Origin of the sequence: Micromonospora sp. NPDC005215 (assembly GCF_040607915.1) — a bacterium.
GTDB lineage: Bacteria > Actinomycetota > Actinomycetes > Mycobacteriales > Micromonosporaceae > Micromonospora.
Genome location: NZ_JBEXHQ010000062.1, coordinates 1 through 18,043 on the forward strand (window position 1 = coordinate 1; position 18,043 = coordinate 18,043).

Sequence of the window (18,043 nt, forward strand, 5' to 3'; positions counted from 1 at the left end):
GGGGTCGTCGGCCGACGACCCCCACCGTGCTCAGGAGGCGGTCAGCTCGGCCAGCGCCCGCACCGACTTCCAGTTGCGGCTGGTGGCCACCACGCCGAGCTTCTTCTCCAGGTACGCGTTTGTGAACTTCGACCGCCCGTAACCGCCGTCGACAAAGTGCAGGAAGACCTCCCGGCCGGTCACCGTGAACGACACGTTCTCCCCACCGGGCACGGCGAGACCGTCCACCATGGACTTTGTCGGAGCGGTCGCGAGGAAGGCCACCAGCAGCCGCGTCGGGTCGTCCTCCCGATCGGCGTACGGGTTGCCACCGGCCACCGCCGCCAACTCCCGGCCGCTGCGCACCAGCACCGGTACGGTCAACGCCAGCTCGTCGGCGAGGGCCCGTTCGATCCCGGCGGCCAGCTTTCCCGCGTCGCGCACGGTGCTGCCGAAGGCCACGTTGCCGCTCTGCAGGTACGTCTTGACGTCCTCGTGCCCGAGGTCGGTGACGATCCGGCGCAGGTCGGCCATCGCCAGCCTGGTGGTGCCGACGTTGACCCCGCGCAGCAGGGCGACGTACCGGGTCATGGCTCCTCCTCGGGTGCGGGTCGACCGGCTCAGCGTAGGCCGCCCGGCCCCACCAGACCCGTTTCGTAGGCGACGATGACCAGTTGCGCCCGGTCCCGCACCGCCAACTTGGTCAACAACCGCCCGACGTGCGTCTTGACCGTCGCCGGGCTGAGATTGAGCCGCGCGGCCAACTCCGCGTTGGACAGACCACTGGCGATCAGCGTGAGCACCTCCCGTTCCCGCTCGGTCACCCCGTCCAGGTGGCGCGGCAACGGCCGGGTCGGCTCCGCCCGCCGGGCGAACTCGTCGATCAACCGGCGGGTCACCGTCGGCGCGAGCAGCCCCTCACCGGCGGCAACCACCCGGATCCCGGCCAGCAGATCCGCTGGTGGGGTGTCCTTCAGCAGGAACCCGCTGGCCCCGGCGCGCAACGCGCCGTAGACGTACTCGTCCAGGTCGAACGTGGTCAGGATGATGACCCGGGTGCCGGCCGTCGCCGGGTCGGCGCAGATCCGCCGGGTCGCCTCGATGCCGTCCATCTCCGGCATCCGGACATCCATCAGCACCACGTCCGGATGATGCTGTCCGGCCAACGCGACGGCCTCCACGCCGGTGCCCGCCTCGCCAACCGTGGTGCAGTCCCCGGCGAGATCGACAAGCAGCCGGAAGCTGCCGCGCAGCAGCGCCTGGTCGTCGGCGATCAGCACCCGGATCACGCCGCCACCCGATAGGGCAGGCTGGCCGTCACCGCGAAACCGCCGTCGGAGCGTGGCCCGGCCCGGAACTCTCCGCCGTGCAACGCCACCCGTTCCCGCATGCCGATCAACCCGTGGCCCTCCCCGCCGATCAGGACCGGACGCCGGCCGTCGTCGGTCACCTCCACCCGTACCTCGTGGGGGGTGACGGTCACCAGGGCCCGGCAGGCGGCCGGCGCCGCGTGCTTCACCACATTGGTCACCGCCTCCTGCACGATCCGGTACACCGCGAGGCCCACCGACTCGGGCACCGCGCCGTCCGCTTCCTCGCGTCGAACGTCGAGCCGGACGTCGACGCCGCCGATCGCCGCCTGCCGAGCGAGCGCGGGCAGCTCGTCCAGGCCGGGCGTCGGCGCGTACGGGGTGTCCTCGCGCAGGACGCCGAGCACCCGACGGACGTCGGTCAGCGCGTTGCGGCCGGTCTCCTCGATCACCCGCAGGGCGGCCCCCGCCTCACGCGGGTCGGCCTCGGCGACGTGGTTGGCGACGGCCGCCTTCACCACGATGAGGCTCAGCGTGTGCGCGACAACGTCGTGCAACTCGCGCGCCACCCGCAGCCGTTCCTCCGTTGCGGTCTGACGGACCAGGTGGTCACTCTGCCGGGCGGCGAGGGCGCGGCGCTCCCGGATCAACCAGCCGATCAACCAGGCGGGCGCGATCATGACGGCCGCGTAGGCGACCGCCCCGGTCCGAGACCACAGGTCGCCCGCTGTCAGCACCAGGCCGACGCTGACCAGAGCGAGACAACCAGCCGCGCAGAGCACCGACCGGCGCGTGGCCGTCGACACGGCCACCGTGTAGAAGGACAGACCGATGGCGAACGCCGGCGCGGCGGCGGCGAAGTTGGGGATCACCCCGGTGACCAACGCCCCGGTGGTGCCACCGCTGATCACCACGGCCACAGCGATCGGCCACCGGCGCCGGACGGCCAACGGCAGCCCCAGGGCGAGCCCGACGAGCACGGACACCCAGAGCGGCTCGCGTACGCCACCGTGCTCCGGCGACGCCAGCGCCGCGTACGGGCAGAGGAACCCACCGACCGCCAGGGCGAGCACGGCGTCCACGAGGTACAGGTCCCCCGGCCGCAGTCGCCGGGTCAGCAGGAGAGCGGTCACCGGTCCGACGGTATCGGTCGGCCAGGTTCGCCGCGTCCACCCGTGGGTGGTCATCACCGAGGACGACGGGCCGGTGTTTCCGGGCCGCCGCCTCCACCCGGAGGAGGGCCGGAAAGTGCCCGCTCCGGCACGACGCGCGACACCCCGTACAACCGGCACCGTAACGGTCATGACCACAGACACGGTGACCCTGACGGGGCTGCGCACGGTGTACGGCACCGGAACCCGGCGGGTGACGGCGCTCGACGGCGTGAGCACCAGCTTCGCGAGCGGCACGTTCACGGCGGTGATGGGCCCCTCGGGCTCGGGGAAGTCCACCCTGCTGCACTGCGCGGCGGGGCTGGACAGCCCGACCGAGGGCATCGTCACTATCGACGGCACGCGCCTGAACGACCTCGGCGAAGACGAGCTGACCCGCTTGCGGCGCGACCGGATCGGCTTCGTGTTCCAGGCGTTCAACCTGGTGTCCACGCTGACCGCCGCGCAGAACGTCGAGTTGCCGCTGCGACTGGCCGGCCGCCGCCCGCCGGCCCGGGACGTGACCGCCGCGCTCGACGCCGTGGGCCTGGCCGACCGGGCCGGGCACCGGCCCAGTGAGTTGTCCGGCGGCGAACAGCAGCGCGTCGCCGTGGCCCGCGCGTTGATCACCCGCCCGGCGGTGGTCTTCGCCGACGAGCCGACCGGAGCACTGGACAGTGCGGCGTCCCGTCAGGTGCTCCGTCTGCTACGCGCGCTCGTCGACGACCACGGGCAGACCGTCGTGATGGTGACCCACGATCCGGCCGCCGCCGCGTACGCCGACCGCGTCCTGCTGCTCGCCGACGGCCGCGTCGTCGACGAGCTGGACGGCGGGATCACCGCAGCGGTCGTCGCCGCCCGGATCGCCGAGCGGGAGACGGACCGGTCCCGGCTCGGGACGCCTACGGAGTCGTCGTGCTGAGCATCCGGCGGTCGGCCAGCGCGTTCGTGGCCGTCGCCATCGGGGTCGCGCTGGTCGCGGCGGCCACCCTGCTGCTCGCCTCCGGGCGTCCACAGGTGCCGGATCGGCTCGCGCGGGCGGCGGTCGTGGTGCAGAGCCCCGAGGCGGGCGGGTCGGCTGACTCGTTCCTGCCGACCCGCCCCTGGTCGGCCACCGCGACGGCGGGACTCGTCGACCGGCTGGCCGCTCTGCCCGGTGTCGCGGCGGCGGTGCCGGACCGGACCTTCTACGCCCAGCCGCTCGTCGACGGCCGACCCTCGGGCACCGACACCCGGCGCGAGGACGCCCACCAGGGTCACGGCTGGTCCAGCGCCCGACTGGGCGGACTGCGCCTGACGGCCGGCGAGCCGCCCAGCCGGCCCGGCGAGGTGGTCGTCGACCGCGCGCTCGGGCTGCGTGCCGGCGCGCCGGTCGCCCTGCTCACCGCGGCGGGACCGGAGTCGTACACCGTCACCGGTCTGGTCGACGCCCCGGGCGTCCAGGTCGCGGACGAGGTCGCCGCCGCGCTCGCGCCCGGCGTCCGGGCCATCGGGCTGATGCTCGCGCCGGGGGCCGACCCCGAGCGGGTCGCCGCGGCGGCGCGCGGTGTCGTCGGTCCGGACGGACAGGTGCTGACCGGCGACGCGCGTGGCGCGCTGGAGCCGCGCAACGACGCCCGCACCCGCTGGATCGGCATGCAGGTGCTCACCGCCACGGCGGTCCTCGCCGGTTTCGTCACGGTGTTCGTGGTCGCCTCCACCTTCGCGTTCACCATCGCGCAGCGCCGCCGTGAACTGGGCCTGCTCCGCGCCGTCGGCGCCACCGGACGCCAGGTCCGCCGCCTGGTGTACGCCGACGCGCTCGTCGTCGGCGCCTCGGCAGGACTCGTCGGTCTGCTTGTCGGCGCGGTACTCGCCCCGATCCTGGGTCGGCTGCTCGTCGATGTCGGCTTCGAACCATCGACCTTCCGGGTCCGGTACACCCCGTGGCCGGTCGCGCTCTCGCTCGTCGCCGGGCCGGTGATCGCGCTGCTGGCCGTCTGGTCGGCGTCGCGCCGGGCGGCGCGGGTTCGACCGATGGAGGCGTTGCGCGAGGCGGCGGTGGAGCAGCGGCCGATCGGGCGGCTGCGGGTCGGCACCGGCGCGCTGCTCGTCGCGGCGGGGGTCGCCCTCAGCGTCGGGACGGCGACCGCCAGCGAGGCCCGCGTGGCGGCGCAGTACGCCCTGTACGCGGTGATGGCCCTGGTGGCCGGTGCCACGGTGCTCTCCCCGGCGGTGGTCGGGCCGGTGGTGCGACTGCTGCGGTCGCCGGTGCGGCGCTCCGGTGGCGCGATCGGGATGCTGGCCCGGGGCGGGGCGCTGACCGCGACCCGGCGCACCGCGTCCACTGCCGCCCCGGTGCTGCTCACCGTCGCCTTCGCGGTGCTGGTGTCCGGGATGGTGCGGACCACCACCGCCGCGTACGCGGCAGGTCGGGCGGACAACGTGAACGCCGGCTGGATCGTGGTGCCCGACCGGGCGCCCGGTCTGTCGGACCAGGCGGTTGTCGCAGCCGGTGGCACCGCCCTCCTGCCGACCACGGTCTTCCGCACCGACCCCGCGACGGTGCCGGCGGACCGGCCACTGACCGCGCTCGGTGTGGACCCGGCCGGCTTCGCCGCCGCGAACCGGGCGCTGACCGTCGTCGCCGGCTCGCTCGACGATCTGCGCGGCGACGACACGGTGGTGGTGACCGCCTCGGCGAACCTGCGGCCGTCCGAGCCGTACGCGGTGGTCTTCGCCGACGGGGAACTGGTGTCGCTGCGCGTCGTCGCCGTGGTCACCGACGACTCGCTCCCCGGTGATCTGCTCCTGCCCCGGGCGGTGGTGCGTACGCACGACCCGTCGGCCCTGACGTCCACTGTGTACGTGCCGGACCGGGTCGATCCTCCGGTCGGCGCGCGGGTCGTCGACGTCGCCACCTGGGCGGCCGAGGCGGACGCTGCCGAGGACCGCCTCGTCTGGCTGTTCACGCTGCTGCTGATCGGTGTGTCGGCCGGCTACGGTGCCATCGCGGTGGCCAACACGGTGTTGCTGGCCGCCGCCGGCCGGGCCGTCGACCTGCGGCTGATCCGCTTGGCCGGGGCGACCCGGCGGCAGGTCATCTGGTTGATCACGGCCGAGTCCGCCCTGGTGGTGCTGATCGGTGCGCTGCTCGGTGGGACCGTCGCCTTCGTCGGCCTGCTCAGCATCCGGGCCGGCCTCGCCGAGCAGGTCGGCGCGCCCGTCGACCTGGTGGTGCCGTGGTCGGTGATCGCCGGGGCGGTGGGGCTGTGTCTGCTGCTCGCCGTGCTGGCCAGCATCCTGCCGACGTGGCGGTTGCTGCGACACCGTCCCGCGCGGTCACCGGTCGGTGTCGCCGGATGACGGCGTCCCCGCCCCCCGGGAGAGCGACCGGGCCGCTACCGTCCACGGATGCGATCCGCGCGGCCGCTCGGGCTGCTGCTCTCCGCCGCCGCCGTCGTGCTCTGGGCGTTCGGCGTGACAGTGCTGCAACCGCTTACCGAGCCGATCGGCCCGTGGTCGGAGAGACTGCCGGGCAACAACGCCTACTGGGCGCGCGACCTGCGGTTCATGTCGATCATGGCGGTGGCGCTCGGGCTGGTGCTGGCCGGCCGGGGGCGGTTGCGCTGGAGTCGAGCGGCGGTGCTGCTCGGCGGTTGCTGGGTTGCCGCCGACGTCGCGATCGACCGGGTCGATCCGATCGGCGTCCAGGCGACGGTGCTGCTCGCCGTCGGCGGTTGCGCCCTGCTCGGTGCGCTCGCCGCCGTTCTGCTGTGGCCCGAGCGCGGCTCCCTTCGGGAGCACGGCGCGCCGGAAGCCGCCGACCGTGGCTCCCTTCGGGAGCGCGGCGCGCCGGAAGCCGCCGAGCGTGGCGCGCCGTCAGCCTGGGGCCGCGGCGCGCCGGAAGCCGCCGAGCGGAAGGCGCTGACCGGTGCGGCGTGTGTGGCCGGGGTCCTGACGCTCGTGGCGGCCGGCATCGAGTCACCGACGGACCGGGAGCCGGAGTTGAACCAGGGCGCCCTGGCCACCGCGGCGCTGCTTGTCGCCCTGGCCGTGGGTGCCGCGCTGGCGGCGGCCCCGGCGCGGTCCCGGGCCCGCGTCGGGCTGGCGGCCGGCCTCGCCGTGGCGGCGCTGCTCGGTGTGGGGCTGGTCCGTGCCGTCCCGCCCGGGACGCGACTCCTACCGGAGATGACCCTCGGGGCGGTGCTGCTCACCGGGGTCACCCTGCTGGCCTGGGACTGGCCGGGCGGTCAACCGATCTGGCGACACCACGCTCTGGCCGCTCTCGCCGCGCTGGCGGGCCCGATGGCCTTCCTGCTGGTCACTGCCATCCCCATGCTGACCCTGCTGCCGGTCGGGGCGACGTTCACCGCACTGGCCGGCAACAGCCCGATCCACGCTGCCGACTCCGACCTGCTGCTCTCGCTGTGCGGGCTGCTCTCCGGGCTCGGGATGGCCCTGCTGCTGGCCTGGCCGACCGCCGAGAACCGCCGGTAGCTCACTCGACGACCGGCAGCACTACCTCGTTGCGGCGCAGGAACCACGGCTTCCACGGCAGGTCGAAGCGCGCGTACCGGATCGCGCCGGTGGGTTGCAGGCCGGCCGCGGTGACCGAGCGGCCGAGCATGGTGGCGCGTTGGCTGAACGCCTGCTCCGTCCACCGCCCGGAGAAACGCATCGCCGCCGCCAGTTGCGCCGGCACCTCGCGGGTCCGCACCCTCGGGTCGAGCGGTTCGGGCAGGGTGGCGGCGGTGAAGGCGACCGGCATCACGAACTGGATCAGGTACGCGCCCGGCCGCTCACCCTCCACCTGGACCACCGGAACTGTCATCGCGATCTTCTCCCAGCTGCCCGGGGCGGGCATCGCCGGCGGGGCCGTCCCGATCGGGTGCCGGGCCCGGTTGGCGCCACCGAGGTACGCGGCAAGTGGCCGGAACGCCTCGATCGGCGCCCTGGTGAACGACGCCTGGATCTGCATCTCGGCCACCAGGTGGGCCGGGTACCGACGCAGCTCGAAGCCGGGCTGTCGGGACACCACCCGGTACGGCTGCTGTTCGGTCATCGCGCGGCTCCCAGGATCTCCTGGGACAGACGCTACCGCCCGTCCGGCTCCCGCTCGGCCGAAGTCGGCCGCTCCGGCCCTGGCGCGACCGCTCGCGCGGTCAACCGCCAGTACTGCCGCTTGTCCTCGTCGCGCAGCACCACCCCGATCAGGGCCAGCTCTCGGCGCAGCTCCCGGGCGTCGTCGCGGCGATCCCGCTCGATCGCCCGTCCGCGGGCGCGCAGCAGCGCGTCCGCGCCGGCGGGCAGACCGGGCAGGTCAAGCACCCACAGCCGGTACGCCGACCGGTGTGGATCCTCGTCCGCCCAGCTCCAGCCGTGCGCGTGGAACGCCTCGGCCAGTTTGGCGGCCGGCAGGTCCGTCGACTCCCGGACCAGTTCCGCGCCGTCGCCGTCGAGGAGCACCAGGTGCTTGTCGGCGAGGAAGGCCACCCGGGTGTCGACCCGCGCGACGGCCCGGTCCTGGTCGGAGCGGCGCAGCCGGACCTGCGCCGCGTCGACGGTGACGATCAGCCGTTCGGCGGTGCCGATCCCGGCGACGACCAGGCCGGCCAGAACGCCCACCGCGACCGTGCCAACTGTGGCCTGCGGCTCGGGCAGCCGGTCCAGCCACTCGACCAGGCCGCCGAACGGCACCCAGGGGAGCCGGGCGAGCCAGCCGGTCGTCGCCGCGAGCAGCCATCCGGCGCCCGCACCCACAAGCGGAAAGCCACCCCACATGACGGCCAGTTCCAGCGGGCCGCCGCTGACCACGGTGCGGGGTCGGTAGCCGGACACGTCCATGGTCAGGACACCTCGCGGCGCAGCGTCCGGAACAGGCCGGCCGCCAGCGGGAGGACCATCCAGGCCAGCAGGGACACCGCTATCCGCCCCCACTGCTCGCCGGTGAGGGCGTCGCTGCTGAACAGCGGTTCCATGGTCTTGCTGGTGTCCAGCCAGCCGGACGGGCCGCGCAGGGGCTTGACCATCTCGCCGAGCACCCCCCAGAGGGTGGGCAGCAGCAGGTAGCCGACGATCGCCAGCGGCGGGTTGAGCAGCAGCAGGCCGAAGGCAGCGCCCATCAGCACGCTGGTGACCTGGAGGATCGCCGCGTTCAGGATCAGCGACCCGTCGAGCTGCCAGGTGCCCGCGCCGCCGGTGGCGGATGCCACCAGCGTGCCGACGGCGGCGACGGCGAGGCTGGTCAGCACCGAGGCGAGCGCGGTCAGCGACACGGCGATCAGCTTCGCCGCGACGACTCGCTCCCGGCGGGGCACCAGGGCATACGTGGTGAGGGCGGTCCGCTGCGACCACTCGCTGGTGATCGACAGGATGCCCAGCACCGGTAGCAGCACCGACACCGGCAGCAGCGAGGGAACGAAGAAGTTGGGGAAGGTCTGGTCGGCGTCCTCGGCGTAGATCAGTAGCAGGGTGACGATCGCGGCGGTGACCAGGGCGATGGTGATCAGCAGCCAGCGACCGGCCCGGGTGTCCACGAGCTTGCGCAGCTCCACGGTGCTGAGGCGGAGCAGCGACGGTCGGCGTACCGGGGTGTGCTGCCGGGGCGCGACGGCGTCGGCGGCGGGCGCGGTGGTGGTGGTCATCGGACGGCCTCCTTGGTGGATTCCCCGGCGGTCAGGGTGAGGAAGAGTTGTTCGAGGCCACCGCCGCTGGCGGGGCGCAGTTCGGCAAGTGCGACGCCGGCGTTCGCGGCGGCCTGGCCGACCGCCTCGGCGTCGGCCTGCACGAGCAGCCCCTCCGAGCTGTCGGCGGCGGTCAGGTCGGCCGCGTCCAGCGCGCGACGCAGCGCCGCGCCGTCGCGGGCCCGGACCACCGTGCCACCACCGGCCAGCAGCTCGTTCTTGTCGCCCTGGGCCACGATCCGGCCACCCCCGATCACCACCAGCCGGTCCGCGACCGCCTCCACCTCGCGCAGCAGGTGGGAGGAGAGCAGCACGGTGCCGCCCCGGTCGGCGAAGTCGCGCAGCAGGCCGCGCATCCAGAAGATCCCCTCCGGGTCCAGGCCGTTGGCCGGCTCGTCGAGGATCAGCACCCGGGGGTCGCCGAGCAGCGCGTGGGCCAGCCCGAGCCGCTGGCGCATCCCCAACGAGTACGCCCGTACCCGACGCTTCGCCGCCACCGCGTTCAACCCGACCAGGTCGAGCTTCGCGGCGACCTCGCGCCGGTGCAGACCCATTGTGTACGCGGACAGCGTCAACGCCTCGCGGCCGGTGCGCCCGGCGTGCTGGGCGGAGGCGTCCAGTAGCACCCCGACCTCCCGCCCGGGGTTGGGTAGCTCCCGGTAGGGGTGCCCGGCGACGGTGGCGCGGCCGGCGGTCGGCGCGGTGAGGCCGCAGATCATCCGCATGGTGGTGGACTTGCCGGCGCCGTTGGGGCCGAGGAAGCCGGTGACGGTGCCCGGCTCGCACTGGAACGACACGTCGTCCACGGCCGGGTGTGGCCCGTATCGCTTGGTGAGGTTCTCTACCGTGATCATGCGGATGAGCCTGCCCGCGCCGCCCGGCCCTCCGCTGCGGCCACCGGTCGGTGCCGCGTCGACCTTGGTCGACCGGCGGGTCTCGACTTTGGTAGCTGGTCGTGGTGCCCGTCGGCTGCCTAGCATGGTGCCGTGACCAGCCTCGCCGTCCCGGAACACCCCTGGCTGCTGCCCGGGGCGCTGGCCGGCGCGGCCAGCCCGGACCAGGCTGCCCGGCGGCCCCGGCGCACCGGGCGGGACTGGGCGGTCGACACCCTGGCCTTCCTGATCAGCCTGCTCTGGGTGCTGTTCGCCACCGCGGACGCTTTGTCGCCCGATCCGACGATCACCACACCGCTGCCGCATGGCTGGATGACCGGCGTGGACGCGCTGATCGGGTTGGTCTGCTGCGGGTTGCTCTGGCTGCGCCGCCGGTGGCCGCTCGGGCTGATGGTGGCCACGACGCCGCTGACGCTGTTCTCGATGGCCTCGGCCATCCCGTTGGTCATCCTCTACTTCACAGTGGTGGTGCACCGACGGACCGCCGTCGCGGTGGCTATCACCGGCGCCGGTCTTCTCACCAACCTGATCTTCAGTTGGCTGCGTCCGGACCCGAACATGTCGTACTGGGAAACGGCGGCATGGGGCGTGGTGATCAGCTTCGCCGTGCTCGCCTGGGGGATGTTCGTCCGAGCCCGTCGACAGTTGATCGTGTCGCTGCGCGAGCGCGCCGAGCGGGCCGAGGCCGAGCAGCAGCTCCGCGTCAGCCAGGCCCGCCACCTCGAACGCACCCGGATCGCCCGGGAGATGCACGATGTGCTGGCGCACCGGATCTCGCTGCTCAGCCTGCACGCGGGCGCGCTGGAGTTTCGCCCCGACGCGCCGGCCGACGAGGTGGCCCGCGCCGCCGGGGTGATCCGGGGCAGCGCGCACGCCGCCCTACAGGACCTGCGGGAGGTGATTGGGGTGCTGCGCGCCGAGGGCAGCACCGACGGCGACGCCCCCGAGCCGCCGCAGCCCACTCTCGCCGACCTGCCGGCCCTGATCGCCGAGTCGCGGTCGGCCGGGATGCGGGTCGACGTCAGCGACACCGTGGACCGGTCGGGGGAGGTGTCGGCCGCGCTGGGCCGGGCCGCGTACCGGATCGTGCAGGAGGGGCTGACCAACGCCCGCAAGCACGCGGCCGGCGCGGCGGTCCGCGTGGACGTGGCCGGCGGGCCGGGCGCCGGTTTGACAGTGGCGATCGGCAACCGGTGGCCGGTCGGCACGCCGGCCGGCGGCACGCTGCCGGGCGCCGGCACCGGGCTGGTGGGCATCAGCGAGCGCGTCACGCTGGCGGGCGGTCGACTCGCCTATGGTCGGGACGACGCGGGCGACTTCCGGTTGGCGGCCTGGCTGCCGTGGCCGGCGTGACTGTGCCCTCCGGTGTGCCGGGGCCTTCGGGCGGGGCAGGGCCTGCGGGTGTCGCCGGGGCGGCGGTGCCGTCGGTGCGCGTGTTGATCGTGGATGACGACGCCCTGGTCCGGGCCGGCCTCTCGATGATCCTCGGCGGTCTACCGGACCTGACAGTGGTCGGTGAGGCTGCCGACGGCGGCGAGGTGCCCGCCGCGGTCGCCGCGTACGCCCCGGACGTGGTGCTGATGGACATCCGGATGCCGCGGGTGGACGGGCTGACCGCCACCGAGGCGCTGCGCGCCCAGCCGCACCCGCCGGAGGTGTTGGTGCTGACCACCTTCGATGCCGACGAGCAGGTGCTGCGGGCACTGCGCGCCGGGGCGGCCGGTTTCCTGCTCAAGGACACCCCGCCGGCGGAGATCGTGCACGCCGTGCGACGGGTGGCAGCCGGCGAGGCGACGCTCTCCCCGACGGTGACCCGCAGGCTGATCGCCCACGTGACCGCCGCGGCTCCCGCCCCGGTCGGCCCCGACCCGCGCCGGGAGCGGGCGCTGCGGGCGCTCAGCGGGCTCAGTGAACGGGAGCGGCAGGTGGCGGTCGCGCTGGGGCGGGGCCGCACCAACGCGGAGATCGCGGGAGAGCTGTTCATGAGTGTGGCGACGGTGAAGGCGTACGTCTCCCGGCTGCTGACCCGGCTCGACCTGAACAACCGGGTCCAGGTGGCCCTGCTCGTGCACGACGCCGGCCTGGTCTGAGTCTGCCGGGCGGTCGCGCCGGACCAACCTTCGAGGCGCGCAACAACACGGATGAGGTTACACTCATTTTTGGTTGTTTCATCGTTGGTAGTATCAGGGGTGATCGTGGACGGCTTTGTCGGACGGGACCATGAACTCCAGCTCCTGAGCGGCATGCTCGCTCGGGTCCAACGGGGTGGCAGGGCTGGTCGGCCGGGTCGCGCACTCCTCATGCGCGGTCGCCGACGGGTAGGCAAGTCCCGACTGGTTGAGGAGTTCGTGGAGCGGGCCGAGGTGCCGTACCTCTTCTTCACCGCCTCCGCGCAGCCGAGCGTCGCCGCCGACCTCGCTCTCTTCGCGGAGGAGGCAGCCGTCTCGACGCTGCCGGGTGCACAGATCCTTCGGGAGCAGCAACCACAGACCTGGGATGCCGCACTGAGCCTGCTCGCCGCCGCGCTGCCGACCGACCGGCCGAGCGTCGTCGTCCTGGACGAGATGCCGTACCTCATCGCGGGTGACCCGGGCTTCGAGGGGACACTGCAGAAGATCTTCGATCGTGAGCTGTCCCGACTGCCGGTCCTGCTGATCTGTGTCGGATCGGACCTGGCGATGATGGAGGCCCTGAACGACTACGGCCGGCCGTTCCACCAGCGGGCCACCGAGATGGTCATTCCGCCGCTGAGCCCGGCCGACGTTCGCGACATGCTGGAGCTGTCCGCCGCCGACGCGTTCGACGCCTACCTGGTGTCCGGCGGTCTGCCGCTGATCCTCGACGAGTGGCCGACCGGGGCATCGGTGCACGACTATCTGGCTGACGCCGTACGGGATTCGACCTCGGCACTGTTGGTCAGCGGCGAACGGGCGCTCGCGGCGGAGTTCCCGCCCCAGTCCCAGGCGGGTCTGGTGCTGCGGACCATCGGCTCCGGTGAACGAACCTTCTCGCTGATCTCCCGGGCCGCCGGGAATCTTCCGCAGGCGTCCCTGAACCGCGCTTTGCGCCTGCTGACCCAGAAGCGGGCCGTGGAGAACACCGTTCCGCTGTCCACCAGGCCATCGCGGGAAACCCGGTACGCGGTGGCTGATCCGTACCTGCGCTTCTGGCTGTCGTTCCTGGGGCCGTACCTCTCCGAGATCGAGCGGGGGCGGGGTGATCTGACAGTGGCCCGGATCCTCCGGTCGTGGACGTCCTGGCGAGGGCGGGCCATCGAACCTGTCGTTCGCGAGGCGCTGCGACGGCTGCCCAGCGACCACCTGCCGGCGCAAGCAGCGGCAGTCGGTGGCTACTGGACCCGAACGAACGATCCGGAGATCGACATAGTCGGTGCCGACCGGGAGCCCGTCGCTCGGCGCATCAGCTACGTCGGGTCGATCAAATGGCAGGAGAACCGGCCCTTCGACGCGCATGACCTCGGCCGGCTGCTGCTGCACCGGTCCCAGCTGCCCGGTGCCGATGAGTCGGTGCCCACCCTTGCCGTGTCGCGCAGCGGCACCGCCGTCGACGGGCTGCACGTCCTGTCGCCGGAGGATCTGCTTAGCGCGTACCGGATTTGAACTTTCGTCCGGTGCCGGCCGTACCCATGGCCGAGGATGTCGGTGCGGTGAGTCCGCCGTACCGCTGCCGAGCTGCGGGAGGCCTGCCGTGCGAGTTGGTGAGCAGTCGACGGATCCCATCGATCAGGTACTGGGGGAGGTGCCAATGCCGGCACCGCTGACCCCGGAGGACGTTCGGCTCGCGGTCCGGGCGGTGGTGGTGCACACCGCCGAGGAGTGGCCCACCGGGCCGCTGTGCCGCAACGACGGCGCCTCCTACCCGTGCCGCCTGCACCGCTGGGGGCGACGGGTGTTGGAGACACACGGGCTCAACGAGCGGCAGATCGAGGCGGTGATCCGGCACGGCAACCCGTTCGTGCACGTGCCCTTCCCCTTCACGGCGACCGGGCCGTCGCGGCAGCAGACCGCGCGGGTCGCCCCGCCGGGGGCACGGCCCACCGCTGCTGGTCGGCCGGTGACACCCCCCGTCACCGCGCCGCGTTGGCCCCGGGCGAGCTGAGTACCCGTCCGACCCGGGAGGACATGACGCCGGCCCGGCGCGAAGATCCCCCTCCGCGTCGGGCCGACGTCGCGCTGGGCGGGCGGCTCAGTTGCCGACCCCGCAGTCCGGCGCCGACCAGCTCGTCGTGTTCGAGCTGCCGTCGCTGTTGTTCTCTCGCCGTGAGTCGACGTGCACGTGGTCGTCGTGGTCGGGATAACCCGGCCCGTAGATCCCGCTGAAGCCGTGGTCGCGGGCACTGCGGGCGGCCTGGCACAGCGAGGACGACCGTGGGGTGACGTCGGCCGCGTTGCCGTACAGGTGCTGGCTGTCGGACGCGCCACCAACCTGGTTGTTGCAGGCGCGGCTGCGGAAGCCGCTGGACACGCCGAGTGGTTTGTCCCCGAGGCTCTTGCGCAGCGCCTCCAGCTTCCACATGGTGCGTAGCGCGTTCTGCCGGGTCTGGGCCGCCGAGAGCGGGCCACCGCCGTATCCGGACCCGCCGCACCCGTTGTCCAGTTCGGTGAAGCTGAAGTGCGCGGGCGTGCAGTCGTTGTCCTGTAGTTGGTACAGCTTGGTGTAGGTCTGCGGGCCGGCGACGCCGTCGGCACGCAGCCCGTACGCCTGCTGGAACCGCTTGACAGCGGCGGCGGTCTTCGGTCCGTAGCGACCGTCGTTCTCCACGATGTCCCGGTAGCCGGCCCAGCCGGCGATCCGGATCTGCAACTGGCGGACATCGTCGCCCGAGCGTCCCTGGTACAGGTTGCGGTTCCAGGTGTAACAGCCGTCCGCGTGTGCCGCTGGCGCGGCGACAACCATGGCGATTGCTGCCCCGGGCAGCGCCAGGGCGAATGCGACGGCGACCCGCTTCAAGGTGTTTACGCGCACAGAAGTCCTCCCGATAGGAGAGCGAATGGGGTGGCTCCAGGACATCGACCGAGAAGTCCCGCGATTTCCACAGTGACACTGATCGGGGCCGTTGGAGGTGATTAACGAGAATCGTCCTCACAAACCGCTGTCCCTGGGTATTGGCTGGGAATTAGGCTGATTTAGGAAACAGCCATTCACCACCGATCGCCCCTACCGCGGCCAACCACGACCAAGCACACCGAACGTCGCAATCAACCACACCGAGGGTGATGTTCCGCGGTCGTCGGCGGGCGGTAACGTCAGCCCCGGACGGCGGACTGGCGGAGGTGTACGTGGCACGCGGTGGCGTCTTCTGTGTCGAAGGTCAGTGGCACCGGGATCTCAACGAGCGGGGTTCCGTGTTGCCCACCCTCGAGCTGCTGGAGCGACTGGGCAAGATCCGCTTCATCCACAAGGACGCGGCCACGCGTGACGAGCTGTTCTACTTCCTGGACCGCTGGCTGCTCAAGCAGTACGCCGACCACCGGGTCGGCTTCTTCGCCATGCACGGCGAGCCGAGCCGGCTCTGCCTCACCGACTGGCAGTCCGTGGAGCTAAACGAGGTGGCCGACCTGATGGCCGGCCGCGCCGAGGGGCGGCGACTCTATTTCGGCAGCTGCTCGGTGCTGCGCGCCTCGGACGCGGTGTTGCGCGAGTTCCTGGAGGTCACCGGAGCGGCGCTGATCTGCGGTTTCAGCCGGGAAGTCGACTGGGTCGAATCGGCGGCCTTCGAAACCGTCCTGCTCGACGTGCTCGCCAACGGTCAGCGGCACAACGCCGCCGAGCTGCGGATGGGCTCCGCCCACTGGGCGCCGCTCGCCTCGTACCTCGGCTTTCGGGTGATCTATGCCAACGGTCGGGCCTGGCGCCCCTCCGGCCGCCCCCGGGTGCCCACCCAGGCGGCGCACCGCTCCGCGGCCCGGCCCCACTGACCCGCCGCCGCCACGTCGCCGCCAGCCTGGTAGGAACGGGGAATGGCGCGCAGCATCGCACAGAACACCCGGGTCGACCGGGACAGCCTGCTCGACTTCCTCCGACCGCGACACCGCGTCGTGCTGATGACCACCCGGGCCGACGGCCGCCCGCAGTCGTCCCCGGTCTCCGCCGGGATCGACGGGCAGGGCCGGCTGGTGGTCGCCACCTACCCCGAGCGGGCCAAGGTGACGAACATCCGCCGCGATCCCCGGGTGTCGGCGTGCGTGCTCAGCGACGACTGGAACGGCCAGTGGGTGCAGATCGACGGCACCGCCGAGGTGCTCGACCTGCCCGAGGCGGTGGAGCCGCTTGTTGAATACTTCCGCAGCATCTCCGGCGAGCACCCGGACTGGGACGACTACCGGGCGGCGATGGTGCGCCAGGGCAAGTCACTGATCCGGGTCACGATCGACGCCTGGGGCCCGATCGCCACCGGAGGCTTCCCCGCCCGCCTCGCCGACTGAGGGCGATCACGCTCAGCCCGACGTCACGATCGCCGAGACCGCCGACGGACGCGGAGTACCGATGCGGACGGAGGCCATGGGTTGACCGGCGGGCTGTCGAGCTGCCCCATATTCGGGGCGGCTGGTGGTGGCGGGTTGCTGGCCTGGGTTGTGGCGGCGGTGGGCGCTGTCGCGCTGCCCCACATCTGGGGCAGCTCTACAGCGGCAACAGGACCCGGGTGGGGGTCGGCAGCGTGACCGTCCGGCGCCCGCTGCGCCGCCGATCCGTCGCAGGCCAGCGCCCAGCGCCCCGCCGCAGTGCCGGTCAGTCGACAAGTGCGGCGTAGACGAGTTGGCGCAGCTGGGAGCGCAGTGGGTAGGTGCTCGACGGCATCAGCTGGGTGAACAGCAGCGCGGTGATCTCCTCGGCCGGGTCCACCCAGAAGGCGGTGCTGGCCACCCCACCCCAGTAGAACTCGCCGACGCTGCTCGGCACCCGGCTGGGGATCGGGTCCTCGACCACCGCGAACCCGAGGCCGAAGCCGATCCCGTCCAGGGTCGACTCGGCGAAACCGCCGGTGGACAGGGCGCCCAGGTCCTGGCCACCCGGTAGGTGATTGCGGGTCATGAACCGCACCGTGCGTGGCCCGAGCAGCCGAACCCCGTCCAGTTCCCCACCGCGCAGCAGCAGTTGGGTGAAGCGGTGGTAGTCGGCGGCGCTGGAGATCAGACCACCACCGCCGGAGAACAGGGTCGGCTTGCGGTACGCGAGCGCGCCGAGGCTGTCGTACCGGACGGCCCGGCCGCTGCGCGGTTCCGGTACGTAGAGCGCGGCCAGCCGCCCGGCCTCGTCGCCGTCCATCCACCAGCGGGTGTCGGTCATGCCGAGCGGGCCGAAGATCCGATCGGCGAAGAACGCGTCGAGGCTCTGCCCGGAGATCACCTCGACGAGCCGGCCGAGCACGTCGGTGGCGACCGAGTAGCCCCAGGCGGAGCCGGGCTGGAACAGCAGCGGCAGCTCGCCGAAGGCCGCACAGGCGCCGGCGAGGTCGACGTCGTCCGGCGGGTACAGGTCGTAACCGGCGGCCCGGTAGAGCCCGTCGACCACCGAGGTCTGCAGGAAGCCGTAGGTGAGCCCGGCGGTGTGGGTGAGCAGGTGCCAGACCCGGATCGGCTCGGCCGCCGGCACGGTGAACGGCTTGAGCGTCGACCCCTTGGAGTAGACCCGCAGGTCGGCGAACTCCGGCAGCCAGCGGCTGATCTCGTCGGTCAGCTCGAACCGGCCCTCCTCCCACAGCATCATCGCCGCGACCGAGGTGACCGGCTTGGTCATCGAGTAGATCCGCCAGAGCGTGTCGGCCTCGACCGGTGCGCCCGACTCCCGGTCGGCCAGCCCGTACGTCGAGGAGTGCGCCACCTCGCCGCGACGGGTGACCACCACCTGCCAACCGGCCAGCCGACCGTCGTCGACGTACCTGCCGAAGTGCTCGTCGATCCGCGCCAACCGCGTCGGGTCGAAACCGATCTGATCCGGGTCCGTGCTTCGCGCCACACTCACGTCGCCGAACCTACTAGCCGGTACGCCGAGACCGAAAGAGGGCCGCCACCGGCGGCACCGAC

At 72.7% G+C, this 18,043-nt stretch carries 18 protein-coding genes; 9 read left to right on the forward strand and 9 right to left on the reverse strand.

The window, feature by feature from the left end:
• Window positions 1–30: 30 nt before the first annotated feature.
• The 3 genes from ABZU25_RS30925 to ABZU25_RS30935 are packed head-to-tail and all read right to left on the reverse strand — an operon-like array spanning window position 31 to window position 2,422.
• Window positions 31–570 (reverse strand): DUF1697 domain-containing protein, encoded by a 540-nt coding sequence (locus tag ABZU25_RS30925; protein WP_355032876.1) that lies wholly within the window; start codon window positions 568–570, stop codon window positions 31–33.
• Window positions 571–599: 29 nt separating this feature from the next.
• Entirely contained in the window at window positions 600–1,268 is a 669-nt protein-coding gene (locus tag ABZU25_RS30930) for a response regulator transcription factor (protein WP_355032877.1), read from the reverse strand.
• On the reverse strand, window positions 1,265–2,422 hold the full coding sequence (locus ABZU25_RS30935; RefSeq protein ID WP_355032878.1) for a sensor histidine kinase: 1,158 nt from the start codon (window positions 2,420–2,422) through the stop codon (window positions 1,265–1,267). The genes ABZU25_RS30930 and ABZU25_RS30935 overlap by 4 nt, the downstream gene beginning before the upstream one ends.
• A 169-nt stretch (window positions 2,423–2,591) precedes the next feature.
• Between ABZU25_RS30935 and ABZU25_RS30940 the strand changes: the two genes are divergently transcribed.
• The 3 genes from ABZU25_RS30940 to ABZU25_RS30950 are packed head-to-tail and all read left to right on the forward strand — an operon-like array spanning window position 2,592 to window position 6,919.
• Window positions 2,592–3,362 (forward strand): ABC transporter ATP-binding protein, encoded by a 771-nt coding sequence (locus ABZU25_RS30940; RefSeq protein WP_355032879.1) that lies wholly within the window; start codon window positions 2,592–2,594, stop codon window positions 3,360–3,362.
• Entirely contained in the window at window positions 3,356–5,785 is a 2,430-nt protein-coding gene (locus ABZU25_RS30945; protein ID WP_355032880.1) for an ABC transporter permease, read from the forward strand. Before ABZU25_RS30940 ends, ABZU25_RS30945 begins: the two co-directional genes overlap by 7 nt.
• A gap of 48 nt (window positions 5,786–5,833) precedes the next feature.
• Window positions 5,834–6,919: a hypothetical protein gene (locus ABZU25_RS30950; protein WP_355032881.1), complete on the forward strand. Its 1,086-nt coding sequence runs from the start codon at window positions 5,834–5,836 to the stop codon at window positions 6,917–6,919.
• Between the two features lies 1 nt (window position 6,920).
• Here ABZU25_RS30950 and ABZU25_RS30955 read toward each other — a convergent pair whose 3' ends face one another.
• Genes ABZU25_RS30955 through ABZU25_RS30970 form a run of 4 tightly spaced genes read right to left on the reverse strand, consistent with a single transcriptional unit; the run spans window position 6,921 to window position 9,959 of the window.
• A complete protein-coding gene (locus ABZU25_RS30955) occupies window positions 6,921–7,484 on the reverse strand; it encodes a heme-binding protein (protein ID WP_355032882.1) in 564 nt (187 codons plus the stop codon).
• 32 nt (window positions 7,485–7,516) lie between these two features.
• Window positions 7,517–8,266, reverse strand: a complete 750-nt coding sequence (locus ABZU25_RS30960; protein WP_355032883.1) for a hypothetical protein — start codon at window positions 8,264–8,266, stop codon at window positions 7,517–7,519.
• 2 nt (window positions 8,267–8,268) lie between these two features.
• Window positions 8,269–9,066, reverse strand: a complete 798-nt coding sequence (locus ABZU25_RS30965; protein WP_355032884.1) for an ABC transporter permease — start codon at window positions 9,064–9,066, stop codon at window positions 8,269–8,271.
• On the reverse strand, window positions 9,063–9,959 hold the full coding sequence (locus ABZU25_RS30970) for an ATP-binding cassette domain-containing protein (RefSeq protein ID WP_355032885.1): 897 nt from the start codon (window positions 9,957–9,959) through the stop codon (window positions 9,063–9,065). Before ABZU25_RS30970 ends, ABZU25_RS30965 begins: the two co-directional genes overlap by 4 nt.
• A 132-nt stretch (window positions 9,960–10,091) precedes the next feature.
• Between ABZU25_RS30970 and ABZU25_RS30975 the strand changes: the two genes are divergently transcribed.
• The 4 genes from ABZU25_RS30975 (at window position 10,092) to ABZU25_RS30990 (ending at window position 14,117) form a co-directional block, all read left to right on the forward strand.
• Window positions 10,092–11,351 carry a histidine kinase gene (locus ABZU25_RS30975; RefSeq protein WP_355032886.1) on the forward strand — a complete coding sequence of 420 codons (1,260 nt, stop codon included), beginning with the start codon at window positions 10,092–10,094 and terminating at the stop codon, window positions 11,349–11,351.
• On the forward strand, window positions 11,330–12,088 hold the full coding sequence (locus ABZU25_RS30980) for a response regulator transcription factor (RefSeq protein WP_355032910.1): 759 nt from the start codon (window positions 11,330–11,332) through the stop codon (window positions 12,086–12,088). Before ABZU25_RS30975 ends, ABZU25_RS30980 begins: the two co-directional genes overlap by 22 nt.
• Window positions 12,089–12,193: 105 nt before the next feature.
• Window positions 12,194–13,618, forward strand: coding sequence for an ATP-binding protein (locus ABZU25_RS30985; protein WP_355032887.1), 1,425 nt, complete (start codon window positions 12,194–12,196; stop codon window positions 13,616–13,618).
• A gap of 145 nt (window positions 13,619–13,763) precedes the next feature.
• Entirely contained in the window at window positions 13,764–14,117 is a 354-nt protein-coding gene (locus ABZU25_RS30990) for a hypothetical protein (RefSeq protein ID WP_355032888.1), read from the forward strand.
• Between the two features lie 87 nt (window positions 14,118–14,204).
• On the opposite strand, the gene ABZU25_RS30995 is transcribed toward ABZU25_RS30990, so the two are convergent.
• Window positions 14,205–14,984 (reverse strand): D-Ala-D-Ala carboxypeptidase family metallohydrolase, encoded by a 780-nt coding sequence (locus ABZU25_RS30995; RefSeq protein ID WP_355032889.1) that lies wholly within the window; start codon window positions 14,982–14,984, stop codon window positions 14,205–14,207.
• 314 nt (window positions 14,985–15,298) lie between these two features.
• Here ABZU25_RS30995 and ABZU25_RS31000 point away from each other — a divergent pair, with 314 nt between their 5' ends.
• Window positions 15,299–15,937, forward strand: a complete 639-nt coding sequence (locus tag ABZU25_RS31000) for a hypothetical protein (protein WP_355032890.1) — start codon at window positions 15,299–15,301, stop codon at window positions 15,935–15,937.
• Between the two features lie 42 nt (window positions 15,938–15,979).
• Window positions 15,980–16,444, forward strand: a complete 465-nt coding sequence (locus ABZU25_RS31005; protein WP_355032891.1) for a PPOX class F420-dependent oxidoreductase — start codon at window positions 15,980–15,982, stop codon at window positions 16,442–16,444.
• A gap of 304 nt (window positions 16,445–16,748) precedes the next feature.
• Here the strand turns inward: ABZU25_RS31005 and ABZU25_RS31010 are convergent, their stop codons facing one another.
• Window positions 16,749–17,981, reverse strand: coding sequence for a serine hydrolase domain-containing protein (locus tag ABZU25_RS31010; RefSeq protein ID WP_355032892.1), 1,233 nt, complete (start codon window positions 17,979–17,981; stop codon window positions 16,749–16,751).
• Window positions 17,982–18,043: the final 62 nt, after the last annotated feature.

Bases quoted from the DNA above. Each gene is read 5' to 3' on its own strand.
- ABZU25_RS30925 (WP_355032876.1), bottom strand. From the start codon at position 570: ATGACCCGGTACGTCGCCCTGCTGCGCGGGGTCAACGTCGGCACCACC.
- ABZU25_RS30940 (WP_355032879.1), top strand. From the start codon at position 2,592: ATGACCACAGACACGGTGACCCTGACGGGGCTGCGCACGGTGTACGGC.
- ABZU25_RS30950 (WP_355032881.1), top strand. From the start codon at position 5,834: ATGCGATCCGCGCGGCCGCTCGGGCTGCTGCTCTCCGCCGCCGCCGTC.
- ABZU25_RS30955 (WP_355032882.1), bottom strand. From the start codon at position 7,484: ATGACCGAACAGCAGCCGTACCGGGTGGTGTCCCGACAGCCCGGCTTC.
- ABZU25_RS30960 (WP_355032883.1), bottom strand. From the start codon at position 8,266: ATGGACGTGTCCGGCTACCGACCCCGCACCGTGGTCAGCGGCGGCCCG.
- ABZU25_RS30965 (WP_355032884.1), bottom strand. From the start codon at position 9,066: ATGACCACCACCACCGCGCCCGCCGCCGACGCCGTCGCGCCCCGGCAG.
- ABZU25_RS30970 (WP_355032885.1), bottom strand. From the start codon at position 9,959: ATGATCACGGTAGAGAACCTCACCAAGCGATACGGGCCACACCCGGCC.
- ABZU25_RS30990 (WP_355032888.1), top strand. From the start codon at position 13,764: ATGCCGGCACCGCTGACCCCGGAGGACGTTCGGCTCGCGGTCCGGGCG.
- ABZU25_RS31005 (WP_355032891.1), top strand. From the start codon at position 15,980: ATGGCGCGCAGCATCGCACAGAACACCCGGGTCGACCGGGACAGCCTG.